Below are 15760 nucleotides of genomic sequence, written 5' to 3' on the forward strand. Positions count from 1 at the left end.
CCGAGGGCCGAACGCGCGGTGTGAGCCGTGCCGTCGCCCGCCCGCCGCCCCGCGGCCACCCGGTAGGGTCGAGCGGGTGAAGGCACTGCGTCGATTCACCGTTCGCGCCCATCTGCCCGAGCGGCTGTCCGCGCTGACCGAGCTGGCGACCAACCTGCGGTGGTCCTGGCACGGGCCGACGCAGGATCTGTTCGCCGCGCTCGACCCGGAGCTGTGGGTGGAGGTGGGCCGCGATCCGGTGCGGATGCTGGGCGAGGTGCCCCCGGCGCGACTCGACGAGTTCGCCGCCGACACCGACTACGTGCGCCGGGTGGACGCGGGGGCGGCCGACCTGCGTGACTATCTGACCCGGCCGCGCTGGTTCCAGCGGCAACCCGAACACGACCGCCCGCGCGGCATCGCGTACTTCTCCATGGAGTTCGGTGTCACCGAGGTGCTGCCCAACTACTCCGGCGGACTCGGCATTCTGGCCGGCGACCACCTCAAGGCCGCCTCGGACCTGGGGCTGCCGCTCATCGGAGTGGGCCTGCTGTACCGCTCCGGCTACTTCCGCCAGTCGCTGTCCGCCGACGGCTGGCAGACCGAGCACTACCCGGCCCTGGACCCGCAGGGCCTGCCGCTGCGCCTGCTCGCCGAGGGCGGCGCGCCCGTGCTGCTGCACGTCCCCATGCCGGAGGGCCGGGTGCTGCGGGCCCGGGTCTGGATCGCGCAGGTGGGCCGAATCCCGTTGCTGCTGTTGGATTCCGATATCGCCGACAACGACGCGGAACTGCGCGCCGTTACCGACCGGCTGTACGGCGGCGATCAGGACCACCGCATCAAACAGGAGATACTGGCGGGCGTGGGCGGTGTGCGCGCGGTGCGCGCCTACACCCGGGCGCACGGCCTGCCAGATCCGGACGTCTTCCACATGAACGAGGGCCACGCCGGATTCCTGGGCGTCGAGCGCATTCGTGAATTCATGGCCACCGGAATGGATTTCGACTCCGCGCTGGCCGCGGTGCGGGCCGGAACCGTCTTCACCACGCACACCCCGGTGCCCGCCGGGATCGACCGGTTCGCGGCCGGACTGGTGCGCCGCTACTTCGGCGGCTCCCATGGTGAGCGAGAATCGGTGCTGCTGCCCGGGGTTTCGGTGGACCGCATTCTGGCCCTGGGGCGCGAGCACGATCCGTCGGTGTTCAATATGGCCCATCTCGGGCTGCGACTCGCCCAGCGCGCCAATGGCGTCTCACGCTTGCACGGCGAGGTCAGCCGCGGCATGTTCAACCCGCTGTGGCCGGGCTTCGACACCGCCGAGGTGCCCATCGGCTCGGTCACCAACGGTGTGCACGCCCCGACCTGGGCCGCCCGCGAATGGATCGACAAGGCCCGCGAACTCATCGGTGACGAGCTGGTGGAGGAGGCGCGCGGCTGGGAGCGGCTCAGCGACGTCGACCTGGGCGAACTGTGGTCGACCCGCACCACGCTGCGCGGGATCCTGGTGGCCGAGGTGCGCCGCCGACTGCGGGCGTCCTGGCTGGAACGCGGCGCGGCACCGGCCGAACTCGGTTGGGTGGACGAGGTTTTCGATCCGAATGTGCTCACCGTCGGTTTCGCCCGCCGGGTGCCCACCTACAAGCGGCTCACCCTCATGCTGCGCGATCCGGACCGGCTGCGCGCCTTGCTGCTGGATCCGGACCGTCCGGTGCAGCTGGTGGTGGCGGGCAAATCGCATCCGGCCGACGACGGCGGCAAGGCGCTCATCCAGCAGATCGTGCGCTTCGCCGACGATCCGGCGGTGCGCCACCGCATCGTCTTCCTGCCCGACTACGACATGTCCATGGCCCGCTACCTGTACTGGGGATGCGATGTGTGGCTGAACAATCCGCTGCGCCCGCTGGAGGCGTGCGGCACCTCGGGCATGAAGTCCGCGCTCAACGGCGGGCTGAACCTCTCCATCCGGGACGGCTGGTGGGACGAGATGTACGACGGCGAGAACGGGTGGGCCATCCCCACCGCCGACGGCGTCCGCGACGAGCACCGCCGCGACGACCTGGAGGCCGCCGCCCTGTACGAACTGCTGGAACGCTCGGTGCTGCCGCGCTTCTACGATCGCGATCGCGACGGCATGCCGGTGCGCTGGATGGAGATGGTGCGCCACACCCTGCAGACGCTGGGTCCGAAGGTGCTGGCCTCCCGCATGGTGCGCGACTACGCGGTGGACTACTACCGTCCCGCCGCCGCGGCCGGTGCCGCGGTCGCGCGCGACGATTTCGGCGGCGCCCGCGCGCTGGCCAAGTACCGCCGCCGCGTCGAGACCGCCTGGCCCGCGGTGAAGGTCGTCCAGGTGGACAGCTCCGGGCTGCCCGACACCCCGGTCATCGGCGCGACCCTGGCGCTGCGCGCCCGCATCGACCTCGGCGGCCTCGCTCCGGTGGACGTCACGGTGCAGGCGGTGCTGGGCCGGGTCTCGACCATCGACGAACTGTCCGATGTCGTGACCGTGCCGATGGACCACGTCGGGTCCGAATCGGGCACCGAGTTGTTCGAGGTGCGGACCCCGGTCCCGCTGTCCGGCGCGGTCGGCTACACCATTCGGGTGCTGCCGGAGCATCCTTTGCTCGCCACGTCGTCCGAGCTCGGATTGGTCGCCACGCCGAGCCCGTAGCGGGCGCGCCACCCGGCCTGATAATTTGCCCACTATTCGCCGGGTCGGATGCGGTCGTCCGGTATGCGAGCGGCTAACGTGCCTGCGGGGCACTCCCGCACCATCCGGCCGACTGGAGCAGAACACCGATGACCACCGACGTCCTGTCGCGCGCCAAGGGGCGCATCGACGAGTATCTCGGCGTCAGCCGCCACGGCTCGACCATGAAGCGTGAATTCATGGCGGGCACCGTCACCTTCCTGGCGATGTCCTATGTCCTCGCGGTCAATCCGACGGTGCTCGGCGACGGCGGTCCGCTGGGCGATCAGGGCATGCCGATGCAGGCGGTCTTCACGGCCACCGCCGTGGCCGCCGTGGTCGGCACCCTGGTGATGGGCCTGTGGGCGCGTTATCCGGTCGCGCTGGCCCCGGGCATGGGCCTCAACGCGTTCTTCGCGTACACGGTCGTGCTGAGTATGGGCATCCCGTGGGAGGAGGCGCTGTCGGGCACCCTGCTGTCCGGCATCATCTTCTTCGTCCTCGCGGTCACCAAGGTGCGCGAGAAGATCATCGACGCCATCCCCATGCAGATGAAGCTGGCCGTGGGCGCGGGTATCGGCCTGTTCGTGGCCTTCCTCGGCTTCAAGAACGCGGGCATCGTGGTCGCGAGCGAGGCCACCCTGGTGCATCTGGGCGACTTCCATCAGGGCACCACGCTGCTGGCGCTGCTCGGGCTGCTGCTGACGGTCGTGTTCATGGTGCTGCGCTGGAAGGGCGCGGTGCTGTACGGCATTCTGGTCACCGCCGTCGTCGGCATGGTCTCGGGTCTGGTGGAGCTGCCGAGCGCGGTGGTCGACCTGCCGCACGGGCTCGACGAGACCTTCGGTCAGGCCATCGTCAATCTGCCGAACGTCTTCACCAACGAGAAGATGATCATCGTCGTGCTGACGATGCTGTTCGTCGACTTCTTCGACTCCTCGGGCACCCTGATCGGCGTCGCGCACCAGGCGGGCATGCTCACCAAGGACGGCAAGCTCGAGCGGGCCGGGCGGGCGCTCGCCGCCGACTCCATCGGCACCGCGGCGGGCGCGATCATCGGCACCTCCACCACCACCGCCTACGTGGAGTCCACCGCGGGTGTCTCGGCGGGCGGCCGCACCGGGCTCACGGCCGTCGCCACGGCGTTCTGGTTCCTGATCGCCATGTTCTTCTTCCCGCTGTTCGCCGTGGTGGCGGGCGTTCCGGCGGTGACCGCGCCCGCGCTCATCGTCGTCGGCGTGCTCATGTCCCGGGCGCTCGGGGAAATCGAATGGGACAAGCTGGAATACGCGGTCCCGGCCTTCATCACCGTCGTCATGATGCCGCTGACCTTCTCCATCGCGAATGGCATCGCCATGGGGCTGCTGTTCTACCCGCTGATCATGGTGGCGAAAGGCCGCGCGCGTGAGGTGCATCCGGTCATGTGGGCGCTGCTGCTGGTATTCCTGGCGTACTTCTTCTTCCTCGCCGAATAGCGTTCGTCTCGTCGCCGCGTCGGTGTAACGCGGATTACATCCGATTTCGGATGTTCCGGAATAGGCTCCCGGTCCCGTAGGTTGGCTACCACTGAATGCGAAGCGGACCACGGTCCGGATGCTTTGCCGAAGTAACGACCCGACGTCGACAGATGAGGAAAAGACGATGACCGCACCCACCACCGGTGGTACCAGTTTGACCCGCTCCCTGCTGGCGGCCCGGGAGGGCGTGGACGCCACCGCCACCGATATCGGTCTGCTGATCGCCCGCGTCGGCTTCGGCGGCCTGTTCGCCGTGCACGGCAGCCAGAAGCTGTTCGGCTGGTTCAACGGCTACGGCCTCGAGGCCACCAACGCCGGCTTCGACCAGATGGGATACAACCCCGGTGCGTTCTTCGGCACCCTCGCCGGGCTGAGTGAACTCGTCGGCGGCCTGCTCCTGCTGCTGGGGCTGTTCACGCCGCTGGCCGCCGCCATCGTGCTCGGCACCACCGTCAATATCCTCAACGCCACCTGGTCCGACGGCTTCGCGATGTGGGAGATGGGCGCGCTGTTCGCCCTCGCGGCCGCGGCACTCGCCTTCACCGGTCCCGGCCGGTTCTCGCTCGACCACGGTCGGCCGTGGGCCCGGCAGGGCGTGGTGTGGGGTATCGCCGCGGTGGCGCTGGCCATTGTGGCGGGCGTGCTCACGCTGATTCTGAAGGCGGTTCTCTAAGGATTGTGTGTCCCCGCGCCGCGTGCAGGGCTTGGCGCGGGGACCACGGATACTTCGATGTGGGAATTGGGGGTCATCGGAGTACCGCATGCCAATTTACTTCTGTTCGGAAGTATAGCGGCGCCGGTGTGAGTGGTTTCACACCGGCGTTTTTCGTCGATAGGTTTATTTCGAGGCGGCGGCGGGTGATCCGGTCAGGCGTCGCAAAGCCTGGGCAACCACCTCGGGATCGGAAGTCTCCCAATACGGCGGCAATGACGCACGCAGATATCCGCCGTAACGTGCGGTGGCCAAACGGGAATCGAGAATCGCGATAACCCCGCGATCGTCGACACTGCGTAACAGGCGGCCGGTGCCCTGCGCCAGCAACAGCGCCGCGTGATTGGCCGCCACCGAGAGAAATCCATTGCCGCCCCGCGATTCCACCGCGCGCTGCCGGGCCACCAGCAGCGGGTCGTCCGGACGCGGGAACGGAATGCGGTCCAGGATCACCAGACTCAGCGACGGACCGGGAACGTCCACGCCCTGCCACAGCGACAGCGTGCCGAACAGCGAGGTCTCCGGATCGTCGGCGAACTTGCGCACCAGTGCGCCGGTGGCGTCGTCACCCTGGCACAGCACGGGGGTGTCGAGCCGCTCGCGCAGGATCTCGGTGGCCGCCTTGGCCGCCCGCATGGAGGAGAACAGGCCCAGGGTGCGCCCACCCGCGGCGGTCACCAGACGTTCGATCTCGTCCAGGTAGGCGGGCGGCAGGCCGTCACGGCCCGGGGCCGGGAGATGCTTTGCCACATAGAGGATTCCGGCCTTGGCATGATCGAACGGGGAGCCCACGTCCAGGGAGTTCCAGCGCACCTGCTCCGCATCCGAGGGTGCCTGGGCGCCGTTGGCGAGCGCGGCGTCCACCCGTCCGGGGGCCTGCGGCGGCAGCCCCCAGGTGACTGCGAGATTGTCGAAGGAACCGCCCACCTGGAGGGTGGCCGAGGCCAGCACCACGGTGGCGGTGCCGAACAGGCGGCTGCGCAGCAGTCCGCCCACCGACAGCGGGGCCATGTGCAGGGTGCGGCGCGCGACCCCGCGCATCTCGTCCACGGCCAGCCAGACCACATCGCGGTGCGCGGCCGGATCGGACTCCTCGAACGTCTCCAACACCCGCACCGCGGCGTCGTGCACCTCCTCCACCGCGGCGAGGGCCTGATTGCGGGTGGCGGCCGTCTCCGGATCACCTTGCGGCACACCGGAACCCTGTGGATTGAGCGCGGTGCGGGCATTCCAGGCGGCGTCGCGCACCAGCGCCAGCACCGGAGCCGCGCCCTCGGGCAGGGTGTCCCAGCGGCCCCCGGGCAGCTCGTCCAGGAAGGCGTGCCACGCCTCGGCGGCGCTCTCCAGCCGATCGACCTCCCGCTCGTCGATGAGTTTGGCGCAGCGCTTGGCGGCGGCGCTGATGGCGGCGGTGGACAGCTCCGCGGTGGCCACCCCGGTGACCCGGTCCACCAGTTCGTGCGCCTCGTCCACGATCACCACATCGTGTTCGGGCAGCACCTGGATGCCGCTGATGGCGTCGATGGCCAGCAGCGCGTGATTGGTGACCACCACATCGGCCTGTCCGGATTCGGCGCGGGCCTTCTCCGCGAAGCAGTCCACGCCGAACGGGCAGCGGGATTTGCCCAGACATTCGCGGGAGGAGACGCTGACCTGCCGCCAGGCGCGGTCGCTCACCCCCGGGGCCAGTTCGTCGCGGTCGCCGGTCTCGGTGTCGGAGGCCCAGTCGTTGAGCCGCTGCACCTCGCGGCCCAACCGGGAGATGGCGAAGGCGTCGAACAACTCGGCCTCGGCGGGCTCGTCCGGAATGGCGCTGTTGATTTTGTTGAGGCACAGATAGTTGTTGCGGCCCTTGAGAATCGCGTACTGCGGCACCCGGCCCAGCGGCGTGGCCAGCGCCTCCGACAGCCGCGGCAGATCGCGATCCACCAGCTGCCGTTGCAGCGCGATGGTGGCGGTGGAGACCACCACCGTGCGCCCGGTGCGCACCGCGTGGCGCAGACTCGGCACCAGATAGGCCAGTGACTTGCCGGTGCCCGTCCCGGCCTGCACGGCCAGATGCTCCCCGGTGTCGATGGCGTGCGCGACCGCCGCCGCCATGGTCTGCTGCCCGGTGCGTTCCTTCCCACCCAGAGCCTCGACGGCGGTGGACAACAGTTTCGGCACGGGTGGGAGTTCGGGCACGGCCGTCAGCGTAGCGACTCCGGCCGACAAGCCGACGGTCCGTGCGAGACCGATCGGTCGGCGGCGCGGGCGTGTCGGTGCGAAACGCGAGTGACCGAATCGGGTGGCGCTGGGAGGATATGCGAATGGGGAAGGTGCTCATCATCGGCGACCTGCACGGCAATACCGAACACGCGCTGGCGCTCCTGCGGGAGGCGACGGCGCGCGGATGCGATCGGGTCTTCGCGCTCGGCGACTTCGGGGCCTGGGAACACGTGCCCTCGGGGCGGCGGTACTTCGACGTGGTGAACAAGGCCGCGCGGCGCGTGGATCTGACCGTGTACTTCCTGGACGGCAATCACGACAAGAGTTCGCTGGTGCACGAGTTGTACGGGGAGAAGCTCGACGACGAGGGATTTCTGCGGTGCCGCAGCAATCTGCGCTACGCCCCGCGCGGACACCGGTGGACGTGGGCGGACACCCGCTTCGCGGCCTTCGGTGGGGCGTACTCGGTGGACAAGCAGCGCCGCCTGCAGTGGGAGGCGCAGCGCGCGGCGAAGGGCGAGCGGCGGCGCGCCCGTGGTTCCCGCCGCGTCCGTCACACCGCCGGGACGCTGTGGTTCCCGGAGGAGCAGATGACCGACGCCGAACTCGACGCCCTGCTCGACGCCGACAGCTCACCGGTGGACGTGCTGTTCACCCACGACAAGCCCCGCGCCGCCGCGCCGGATTTCGACCGCAAGAAACACCCGGACTGCCTACCGAACCAGGACCGCATCCAGCGCGCGGTCGAAACTCTGCGCCCCGCGGTCCTGTTCCACGGCCATTTCCACTACCGCTACACCGACCACATCAGCCTCGGCGACGACGAGTGGACCCGCGTCGAGGGCCTGGCCGCCGACCCGGACGCCTCCCCGCGCCCGGATTATCACCGCGACGATTCCTGGTACGTACTGCCGCTGCCACACGCGCGCGACAGCGAGGAGACTTCCCGCGCGGCGAGCTGACGAGCCGGCCGCAGGCGCATCGGCTCCCGCGCGGGATCCGGCTGCCGACGTCACGCTGCGCAGGGCTGCGCTGCGGCGTTGTCCACGGCTTCGCCGCGCTGCGGCGTTGTCCGCGGCTTCGGTGACTCAGTTCTCCAGCGTGCCCGCCAGCTCCACCCCGGCGGCGCGCAGCTGTTCCAGCGCACGGTCGGCGGTCTCGGGTGCGACCGCGGCGGTGAGGCCCAGTAGCACTCGCGTGTCGAACCCGGCGGCGCGGGCGTCCAGGGCGGTCGCGCGGACGCAGTGGTCGGTGGCGATACCGCACACGTCCACGGTGTCGATGCCGTGGTCGCGCAGCCAGTCCGCGAGGGGGGTGCCGTCCTCGGCGCTGCCCTCGAAACCGGAGTAGGCCGCGCTATAGGCGCCCTTGGAGAACACCTGCTCGATGCGGCTGGTGTCGAGGTTGGGGTGGAAGTGCGCACCCGGCGTATCCGCGCGGCAGTGCGGCGGCCAGGTGTCCAGGTAGTCGGGCGTATCGGAGAAATGCGGTCCGGGATCGATGTGGAAGTCGCGGGTGGCCACGACGGCGGCGTAGTCGGAGACGCCGAGGTACTCGGTGATCCGGTCCGCCACCGCCGCCCCGCCCGTGACGGCCAGCGATCCGCCCTCGCAGAAATCGTTCTGTACATCGACGACGATCAGGGCTCGGCTCATGGGGCGACCTCCCGGTTGAACTGCGGCGGTGCTGCCTGCGCTATGCATTCTGCCGCCCGGGCGGGCAGGGGTCCATGCGGCGTGCGCCGCACCGGCTCAGCGGAGGAAGGTCGTCGGAATCGCCGGATCGCCCACCGACAGCTTCAACCCCTCCCACGGCAGGCTGACCAGCGCCTTGGCCAGCCGCTCCCGGCTGTCGCCCAGGGCGGGATCGCCGACCACCTCGCCGCCGCGCACCAGCGGCGTCTGCAGATCGCGCACCTCGAAACCGTTGGGGGCCGGGCGTTCTCCGGCAGCCGGGTAGACGATCTCCTCCACCATGGTTCCGGTGCGCCGGGACAGCCGCACCGCGCGCTTGGTGCCGCCCCGGGATTCCTTGTGCGAGCTGCGTTTCGCCACCGGCACGCCCTCGACCTCCACCAGCTTGTAGACCATGCCCGCGGTGGGCGCGCCGGAACCGGTGACCAGGGAGGTGCCCACGCCGTAGGCGTCGACGGGTTCGGCGCGCAGTGCCGCGATGGCGTATTCGTCCAGGTCTCCGGACACCACGATCTTGGTGCGGGTCGCGCCGAGCGCGTCCAGCTGTTCGCGCACCTGCCGGGCCAGCACCCCCAGATCGCCGGAATCGATACGCACGCCGCCCAATTCGGGTCCGGCCACCTCGATGGCGGTGGCCACGCCGCGGGTGATGTCGAAGGTGTCCACCAGCAGGGTGGTGCCGACGCCGAGCGCGTCCACCTGACTGCGGAAGGCCGCCGCCTCGTGCGCGCCGTCCGCCCCGCTGTGCAGCAGCGTGAAGGCGTGCGCGCTGGTACCCGCGCTGGGCACGCCGAAGGCGCGGGCGGCCTCCAGGTTCGAGGTGGCGTCGAATCCGGCCAGGTAGGCGGCGCGGGCGCTGGCGGGCGCGGCGAGTTCGTGGGTGCGCCGCGAGCCCATCTCGATCAGGGTGCGGCCCCCGGCGGCGCTCACCATGCGGGCGGCGGCCGCGGCGATGGCGCTGTCGTGGTTGTAGATCGACAGGATGAGCGTTTCCAGCAGGACGCATTCGGCGAAACTGCCGCGCACGGTGAGGATGGGGGAGCCGGGGAAGAACAGTTCGCCCTCGGGGTAGCCGTCGATATCGCCGCCGAAGCGGTAGTCGCGCAGCCACGCCACGGTATCCGCGTCCAGGAAGCGCTCGACCACCGCGAGTTCCGCCGCACCGAAACGGAAGTCGCGCAGTGCGTCGAGCAGCCGCCCGGTACCCGCGACCACGCCGTAGCGCCGCCCGTGCGGCAAGCGCCGGGCGAATACCTCGAAGGTGCAGCGCCGGTGTGCCGATCCGTCGGCCAGCGCCGCCGCCAGCATGGTCAGCTCGTACTGGTCGGTCAGCAGTGCGGTGCTGGAAGGAGTCCCGTTCACCGTGTCCATCTTGCCCGGTGTGGTGGCATCGTCTCGGCACTGCGCCCAGCGGTGGGAGCCGTGTCCGGCATGCCGGTGCTGTCGTGCGTGGCCGCGCGTGTTGCGGGGGAATCCACGGCGTGTTGTGGTGACTGTTGTTTCTCCGGGGTCAAGTCGTACCCTGGGTGTTATGGGTCTGTGCATAGAAGACGCTGTCCGGATCGCCGCCGGTCCGGTCGGCGCGAACCTGACACTGTCGGCGGCGCAGGCGACCCCCGAGGCGGTCGAGTACACCGAGATCCTGGAGGCCGAGGACCGGCCGTGGGTGACCGTGGTCTGGGACGATCCGGTCAATCTCATGCACTACGTCACCTACATCTTCCAGAAGCTGTTCGGCTACAGCAAAGGTAAGGCAACCGAGCTGATGCTCAAGGTGCACAACGAGGGCAAGGCCGTGGTGTCCTCCGGGTCGCGGGACAAGATGGAACACGACGTACAGCGCCTGCACGCGGCCGGACTGTGGGCGACCATGCAGCGTGACGACTGATCCGGACGACTACGGTAGGCCCGTGCGGAAGTGGAGCAGGAAGAACTCCCTGAGCGGGCCGAAACTACGCTCGGAAATGGACGCCCACGAGGCGGAGGTATTGCGTTCCCTCGTCGGCGCGGTCACGGGGCTGCTGACCGAACGGGCGGGTGAGGCCCCCGAGGACGATCTCGCGGCCCTCACCGGGCTACAGATGGGCAATGCCGCCCCGCCGGACGATCCCCGGCTGCGCCGCCTGCTGCCCGACTTCCACCGCCCCGAACCCGGTTCTCCCGACGCCGACCGCGCCGACCTCAACAGTGCGCTGCGCAGCCTGCACGAACCCGACATCATCGAGGCCAAGGTCACGGCCGGACAGGTGGTCCTCGACACCGTTCCGGCGCAGGGCGGGAAGATCAACCTCTCGCCCGAGCAGGCCGATGCCTGGCTGACCTCGCTCAACGACATCCGGCTCGCCCTCGGCACCGCCCTGGGCATCGACGCCGACACGCCCGACATGCTGGACCCGGACGATCCCCGGGCCCCGCACCTGGACGTCTACCACTGGCTGACCTGGATGCAGGACTCGCTGCTGCAGGCCCTGGCTCCCTGACCGCGGGCACCGCTAGCGTGGGCGGTGTGAACACGGCTGCGGGACCGCGCGATTCGCTCACCGATGTGACCGGCCTGCTGGTCGGGCACCATCACGTGCTCGACGCCGACGCCACCCTGGGCTCCGGTGCGGCGACCGGCTGCACCGTGGTGCGCGCGCCGGGCGGTGCGGTCGCGGCCGTGGACGTGCGCGGCGGCGGTCCCGGTACGCGGGAGACCGATCTGCTCGATCCGTCGAATACCGTGCGCCAGGCCAACGCGATACTGCTGACCGGCGGCAGCGCCTACGGTCTGGCCGCCGCCGACGGCGTGATGCGCTGGCACGAGGAACACGGCGAGGGCATTCCGATGGATCCCGCCGACCCGAGCCGAGTGGTGCCGATCGTGCCCAGCGCGGTGATCTTCGATCTTCCGGTGGGGGCGTGGAATATTCGGCCCACCGCCGACTTCGGCTTCCTGGCCGCCGAGGCGGCCGCCGTGGATTTCGCGCGCGGGTCGGTGGGTGCGGGCGTCGGCGCGCGGGCCGGGTCGATCAAGGGCGGAATCGGCACCGCCAGTGTGCGTTTCACCGACGGACCGGCCGCCGGGGTCACCGTGGGCGCACTCGTGGTCGCCAATCCGGTGGGTTCGGTCTTCGACCCGCGCACCGGATTGCCGTGGGGCGCGGGCACGGACGGTCCCGACTATTTCGGTCTGCGGCCCGCCACCGCCGAACAGCTCGCCGCCGCCAACGCCCTGCCGGTGAAGGGCACTGTGCTCAATACCACCATCGGCGTGGTGGCCACCGACGCCGACCTCGGCCCGGCCGCCTGCCGCCGCCTGGCCACCACCGGTCACGACGGCCTGGCCCGCGCCATCCGCCCGGTCCACTCCCCGCTGGACGGCGATACCCTGTTCGCCCTCGCCACCGGTACCGTGCAGGCCGCCGACCAGGGCGTTCGCCTGCCGCCCGCCTTCGGGGCGGAACTGCTGATCCTGGATCAGCTCTGCACGGCCGCGGCCGTCTGCGTCGAGCGCGCGGTGGTCGACGCCATCCGCAGCGCCACCGCCGTCGCGGGCGTTCCGGCCTACGCCGACCTGTTCCCGGGCTGACCGCCCGCGCCTCCCCGGTTCCGGTTCGTCGGGAATAGCCGCATATTCTCGACTGTTGAGGGCCGGTGAGCGGAAGGAATGCGACAGTGCTGGTGATCAAGGCCGACCTCGTCGACAAGATGGTGGCGCACGCGCGCGCCGATCACCCCGATGAGGCGTGCGGTGTCATCGCCGGTCCGGAGGGTTCCGATCGTCCCGAGCGGTTCATCGCCATGATCAACGCCGAGCGCTCGCCCACCTTCTACCGGTTCGATTCCGCCGAACAGCTGCGGGTGTGGCGTGAGATGGACGACCGCGACGAGGCACCCGTGGTCATCTACCATTCGCACACCGCCACCGAGGCCTACCCGAGCCGCACCGACGTCTCGTTCGCCTCCGAACCCGACGCCCACTACGTGCTGGTCTCCACCCGCGACCCCGAACAGCACGAACTGCGCAGCTACCGCATCATCGACGGCCGGGTCACCGAGGAGCCGGTTCAGGTCGTCGCCGACTACGCGGTGGACGTCTGAGCATTCCCCGCGCGACCACGCCAGCAGGAAACGAGCAAGGAGCACCCATGCCGGTCACCGTGTCCATCCCCACCATCATGCGGCCCATCACCAAGGGCGAGAAGCGGGTGCAGGCCGAGGGCTCGACCCTGGCCGCGGTCATCGACGATCTGGACTCGAACTACCCGGGGCTGAAGGATCGGCTGCTCTCCGATGGCAAGCTGAACCGCTTCGTCAATATCTACGTCGACGACGAGGACGTGCGCTTCGAGGGCGGGCTCGAGGCCGAGGTCACCGACGGCGGCACGGTCACCATCCTCCCGGCCGTCGCGGGCGGCGCGTAATACCGTGGCACGCTTCGAGTCGCTGATCGAGACGCTCGGCAATACCCCGCTGGTCGGGCTGAAGAACCTGTCCCCCCGCTGGGACGGCGACGACCATGTGCGGCTGTGGGCCAAACTCGAGGACCGCAATCCGACCGGGTCCATCAAGGACCGCCCGGCGTTGCGGATGATCGAGCAGGCCGAAGCCGAGGGCAGACTCACCCCCGGTTGCACGATTCTCGAGCCCACCAGCGGCAATACCGGTATCTCGCTGGCCATGGCGGCCAAGCTCAAGGGCTACCGGCTGGTGTGCGTCATGCCGGAGAACACCTCGGTGGAACGCCGGCAGCTGCTCACCATGTTCGGCGCGGAGATCATCGACTCCCCGGCGGCGGGCGGCTCCAACCAGGCGGTGGCGCGGGCCAAGCAGATCGCGGCCGAACACCCGGACTGGGTGATGCTCTACCAGTACGGCAATCCGGCCAACGCGCTGGCGCATTACGAGACCACCGGCCCGGAGATCCTGGCCGACCTGCCCGAGATCACGCATTTCGTGGCGGGTCTGGGCACCACCGGCACCCTCATGGGCACCGGTCGCTTCCTGCGCGAGAAGCTGCCCGAGATCGATATCGTCGCCGCCGAACCGCGCTACGGCGAACTGGTCTACGGGCTGCGCAACCTCGACGAGGGATTCGTGCCCGAACTCTACGACGAATCCGTGCTCACCTCCCGTTTCTCGGTCGGCCCCTACGACGCGGTGCGCCGCACCCGGGAACTGGTACTGGAGGAGGGCATCTTCGCGGGCATCTCCACCGGCGCGATCCTGCACGCCGCCCTCGGGGTCGGCCGGAAGGCGCTGAAAGCGGGCAAGCGCGCCGATATCGCCTTCGTGGTGGCCGACGCCGGGTGGAAGTACCTGTCCACCGGCGCGTACGACGGCACCCTCGAGGAGGCGGAGGAGCGGCTCGACGGTCAGCTCTGGGCCTAGCGCGCCCGGTACGCTCGAAGATACGAGCGTTCTAGGAGGTCGTGCCATGAGCGGCGGTGCCGGCATGGGTGCGTCGTTCGATCCGGACCGGATCGGGCGACTGCGCGGACAGCTGACCAACCCCGAGACCAGCACGCGGGGATCCGCGGCGCTGAAGCTGTTGTGGCAGCGCGCCATTGCGATAATTCTTGCGTTTACCGCGCTTCTCTACGGGGTAGAGGGCGTGGATTCGGTAACGGGGCACAATCTCGATTACGAGGGTGTGCGCCCGCGCACCGACGAGGGCCTGGTCGGCATTCTGTTCGCCCCCGTACTGCACGCCAATTGGGAGCACCTTTTCGGCAATACGGTGCCGGTGCTGGTTCTCGGCCTGCTCACGCTGCTCAGCGGAATCGGGCGCGGCTTGGCGGCGACGGCCATCATCTGGGTGATCGGTGGATTCGGCACCTGGCTCACCGGGGATGTGAATTCGGTGCACATCGGCGCTTCGGTGCTGGTGTTCGGCTGGCTCACCTATCTGATTTCCCGGGGCTTCTTCGCCCGGAACGCCACCCAGATCGTGATCGGTCTGGTGGTGGGGTTGCTGTACGGGTCCATCCTGGTGGGAGTGCTGCCGGGACAGGACGGAATCTCTTGGCAAGGGCATCTTTTCGGGGCGATGGGTGGCCTGGTTGCCGGGTGGGTACTCTCTGGTGATGCACGTCGTCATCGTCGCGGGGCTAACGCCGGCCGTCTCGCGTCGTCGGGGTGACAGCGGATCCGGTCGGCGATATGGGGGATCCCTCCTTGAATGAGACAGCAGCGTGGCAGCATGGGGGAATGCGCCTCACAGTCGTCGGGTGTTCGGGCAGCGTGTCCGGCCCGGATTCGCCGGCGTCGGGATATCTGCTCACCGGCCCGGATATGACGCCCACCGTCATCGATTTCGGTCCGGGTGTGCTGGGCGCGCTGCAAAAGTATCTGGATCCGGGTGAGGTCGACATCTTCCTCACGCATCTGCACGCCGACCATTGTCTGGATCTGCCCGGGCTGCTGGTGTGGCGTCGGTATCACCCCAATCCGCCGTCCGGCAAGGCGGTCGTGTACGGGCCGTCGGACACCTCGCTGCGGATCGGCAACGCCTCCGCCGAAATCGGCGGTGACTGCGACGACTGGTCCGATGTCATCGATATGCGGCAGTGGTCGGTCGGCGCACCCATCGCCTTCGGCCCCGGCCACACCGTCGAGGCCCGCCGCATGTTCCATCCGCCGGAGTCCTACGGTCTGCGCATCACCACCGCCACCGGGCGCACCCTCGTCTACACCGGTGACACCGCCCTCTGCGACGAGGTGTACGAGCTGGCCCGCGGTGCGGACATCCTGCTCTCCGAGGCGTCCTGGACCCACGACCCGGCCAATCGCCCACCCGGCATTCACCTTTCGGGCACCGAGGCGGGCATGATCGCCGCCGAGGCGGGCGTCGGCGAGCTGCTGCTCACCCACATTCCCCCGTGGACCTCCCGCGAAGACGTGATCGCCGAGGCCAAGGCCGTCTTCACCGGCCCCGTCCACGCCGTGTCGCCCGGCGAGACCTTCGACATCTGACCCA

15 protein-coding genes are annotated in these 15760 nt (G+C 69.4%); 12 read left to right on the forward strand and 3 right to left on the reverse strand.

Going from position 1 to position 15760, the window contains the following annotated elements:
• Positions 1 to 76: 76 nt before the first annotated feature.
• From glgP to ON31_RS07340, 3 genes are all read left to right on the forward strand, one after another.
• Complete coding sequence (glgP, locus tag ON31_RS07330) at positions 77 to 2650, forward strand: alpha-glucan family phosphorylase (protein ID WP_039810725.1); 2574 nt, start codon at positions 77 to 79, stop codon at positions 2648 to 2650.
• A gap of 128 nt (positions 2651 to 2778) precedes the next feature.
• A complete protein-coding gene (locus ON31_RS07335) occupies positions 2779 to 4143 on the forward strand; it encodes an NCS2 family permease (RefSeq protein ID WP_039810728.1) in 1365 nt (454 codons plus the stop codon).
• A 166-nt stretch (positions 4144 to 4309) separates the two neighbouring features.
• Positions 4310 to 4858 (forward strand): DoxX family protein, encoded by a 549-nt coding sequence (locus tag ON31_RS07340; protein WP_039810731.1) that lies wholly within the window; start codon positions 4310 to 4312, stop codon positions 4856 to 4858.
• A gap of 165 nt (positions 4859 to 5023) precedes the next feature.
• On the opposite strand, the gene ON31_RS07345 is transcribed toward ON31_RS07340, so the two are convergent.
• The gene (locus tag ON31_RS07345) at positions 5024 to 7081 is read right to left on the reverse strand and encodes an ATP-dependent DNA helicase (protein WP_039810733.1); all 2058 of its coding nucleotides are present in this window, start codon (positions 7079 to 7081) and stop codon (positions 5024 to 5026) included.
• A gap of 125 nt (positions 7082 to 7206) precedes the next feature.
• Between ON31_RS07345 and ON31_RS07350 the strand changes: the two genes are divergently transcribed.
• Positions 7207 to 8067: a metallophosphoesterase family protein gene (locus ON31_RS07350; protein ID WP_039810735.1), complete on the forward strand. Its 861-nt coding sequence runs from the start codon at positions 7207 to 7209 to the stop codon at positions 8065 to 8067.
• A gap of 126 nt (positions 8068 to 8193) precedes the next feature.
• Here ON31_RS07350 and ON31_RS07355 read toward each other — a convergent pair whose 3' ends face one another.
• Together ON31_RS07355 and ON31_RS07360 are read right to left on the reverse strand one after the other, a co-directional pair.
• Positions 8194 to 8760: a nicotinamidase gene (locus ON31_RS07355; RefSeq protein ID WP_039810737.1), complete on the reverse strand. Its 567-nt coding sequence runs from the start codon at positions 8758 to 8760 to the stop codon at positions 8194 to 8196.
• Positions 8761 to 8856: 96 nt separating this feature from the next.
• Complete coding sequence (locus ON31_RS07360; protein WP_039810739.1) at positions 8857 to 10170, reverse strand: nicotinate phosphoribosyltransferase; 1314 nt, start codon at positions 10168 to 10170, stop codon at positions 8857 to 8859.
• A 160-nt stretch (positions 10171 to 10330) separates the two neighbouring features.
• Here ON31_RS07360 and clpS point away from each other — a divergent pair, with 160 nt between their 5' ends.
• The 8 genes from clpS to ON31_RS07400 all read left to right on the forward strand — a co-directional run bounded on the left by clpS (position 10331) and on the right by ON31_RS07400 (position 15756).
• Positions 10331 to 10687 carry an ATP-dependent Clp protease adapter ClpS gene (clpS, locus tag ON31_RS07365; protein WP_029926511.1) on the forward strand — a complete coding sequence of 119 codons (357 nt, stop codon included), beginning with the start codon at positions 10331 to 10333 and terminating at the stop codon, positions 10685 to 10687.
• A gap of 22 nt (positions 10688 to 10709) precedes the next feature.
• Positions 10710 to 11279 carry an oxidative stress transcriptional regulator AosR gene (gene aosR / locus ON31_RS07370; protein WP_039810742.1) on the forward strand — a complete coding sequence of 190 codons (570 nt, stop codon included), beginning with the start codon at positions 10710 to 10712 and terminating at the stop codon, positions 11277 to 11279.
• 26 nt (positions 11280 to 11305) lie between these two features.
• Complete coding sequence (locus ON31_RS07375; protein WP_039810862.1) at positions 11306 to 12370, forward strand: P1 family peptidase; 1065 nt, start codon at positions 11306 to 11308, stop codon at positions 12368 to 12370.
• Positions 12371 to 12456: 86 nt separating this feature from the next.
• Positions 12457 to 12882 (forward strand): M67 family metallopeptidase, encoded by a 426-nt coding sequence (locus tag ON31_RS07380; RefSeq protein WP_039810744.1) that lies wholly within the window; start codon positions 12457 to 12459, stop codon positions 12880 to 12882.
• Between the two features lie 47 nt (positions 12883 to 12929).
• Positions 12930 to 13205 carry a MoaD/ThiS family protein gene (locus ON31_RS07385; RefSeq protein WP_039810747.1) on the forward strand — a complete coding sequence of 92 codons (276 nt, stop codon included), beginning with the start codon at positions 12930 to 12932 and terminating at the stop codon, positions 13203 to 13205.
• 4 nt (positions 13206 to 13209) lie between these two features.
• Positions 13210 to 14172 carry a PLP-dependent cysteine synthase family protein gene (locus tag ON31_RS07390; protein WP_039810750.1) on the forward strand — a complete coding sequence of 321 codons (963 nt, stop codon included), beginning with the start codon at positions 13210 to 13212 and terminating at the stop codon, positions 14170 to 14172.
• 64 nt (positions 14173 to 14236) lie between these two features.
• Positions 14237 to 14923 (forward strand): rhomboid family intramembrane serine protease, encoded by a 687-nt coding sequence (locus ON31_RS07395; RefSeq protein ID WP_081592285.1) that lies wholly within the window; start codon positions 14237 to 14239, stop codon positions 14921 to 14923.
• Between the two features lie 68 nt (positions 14924 to 14991).
• Positions 14992 to 15756: a cyclic nucleotide-degrading phosphodiesterase gene (locus ON31_RS07400; RefSeq protein ID WP_039810753.1), complete on the forward strand. Its 765-nt coding sequence runs from the start codon at positions 14992 to 14994 to the stop codon at positions 15754 to 15756.
• The last annotated feature ends 4 nt before the right edge of the window (positions 15757 to 15760 follow it).

Source organism: Nocardia otitidiscaviarum NBRC 14405, assembly GCF_000308635.1.
Taxonomy (GTDB): Bacteria; Actinomycetota; Actinomycetes; order Mycobacteriales; family Mycobacteriaceae; genus Nocardia; species Nocardia otitidiscaviarum.

What these genes read in the sequence shown, in the direction of transcription:
- ON31_RS07395 (WP_081592285.1), top strand. Translation starts at nt 14,237, where the DNA reads ATGGGTGCGTCGTTCGATCCGGACCGGATCGGGCGACTGCGCGGACAG.
- ON31_RS07355 (WP_039810737.1), bottom strand. Translation starts at nt 8,760, where the DNA reads ATGAGCCGAGCCCTGATCGTCGTCGATGTACAGAACGATTTCTGCGAG.
- ON31_RS07400 (WP_039810753.1), top strand. Translation starts at nt 14,992, where the DNA reads ATGCGCCTCACAGTCGTCGGGTGTTCGGGCAGCGTGTCCGGCCCGGAT.
- ON31_RS07350 (WP_039810735.1), top strand. Translation starts at nt 7,207, where the DNA reads ATGGGGAAGGTGCTCATCATCGGCGACCTGCACGGCAATACCGAACAC.
- ON31_RS07385 (WP_039810747.1), top strand. Translation starts at nt 12,930, where the DNA reads ATGCCGGTCACCGTGTCCATCCCCACCATCATGCGGCCCATCACCAAG.
- ON31_RS07335 (WP_039810728.1), top strand. Translation starts at nt 2,779, where the DNA reads ATGACCACCGACGTCCTGTCGCGCGCCAAGGGGCGCATCGACGAGTAT.
- ON31_RS07340 (WP_039810731.1), top strand. Translation starts at nt 4,310, where the DNA reads ATGACCGCACCCACCACCGGTGGTACCAGTTTGACCCGCTCCCTGCTG.
- clpS (WP_029926511.1), top strand. Translation starts at nt 10,331, where the DNA reads ATGGGTCTGTGCATAGAAGACGCTGTCCGGATCGCCGCCGGTCCGGTC.
- ON31_RS07360 (WP_039810739.1), bottom strand. Translation starts at nt 10,170, where the DNA reads ATGGACACGGTGAACGGGACTCCTTCCAGCACCGCACTGCTGACCGAC.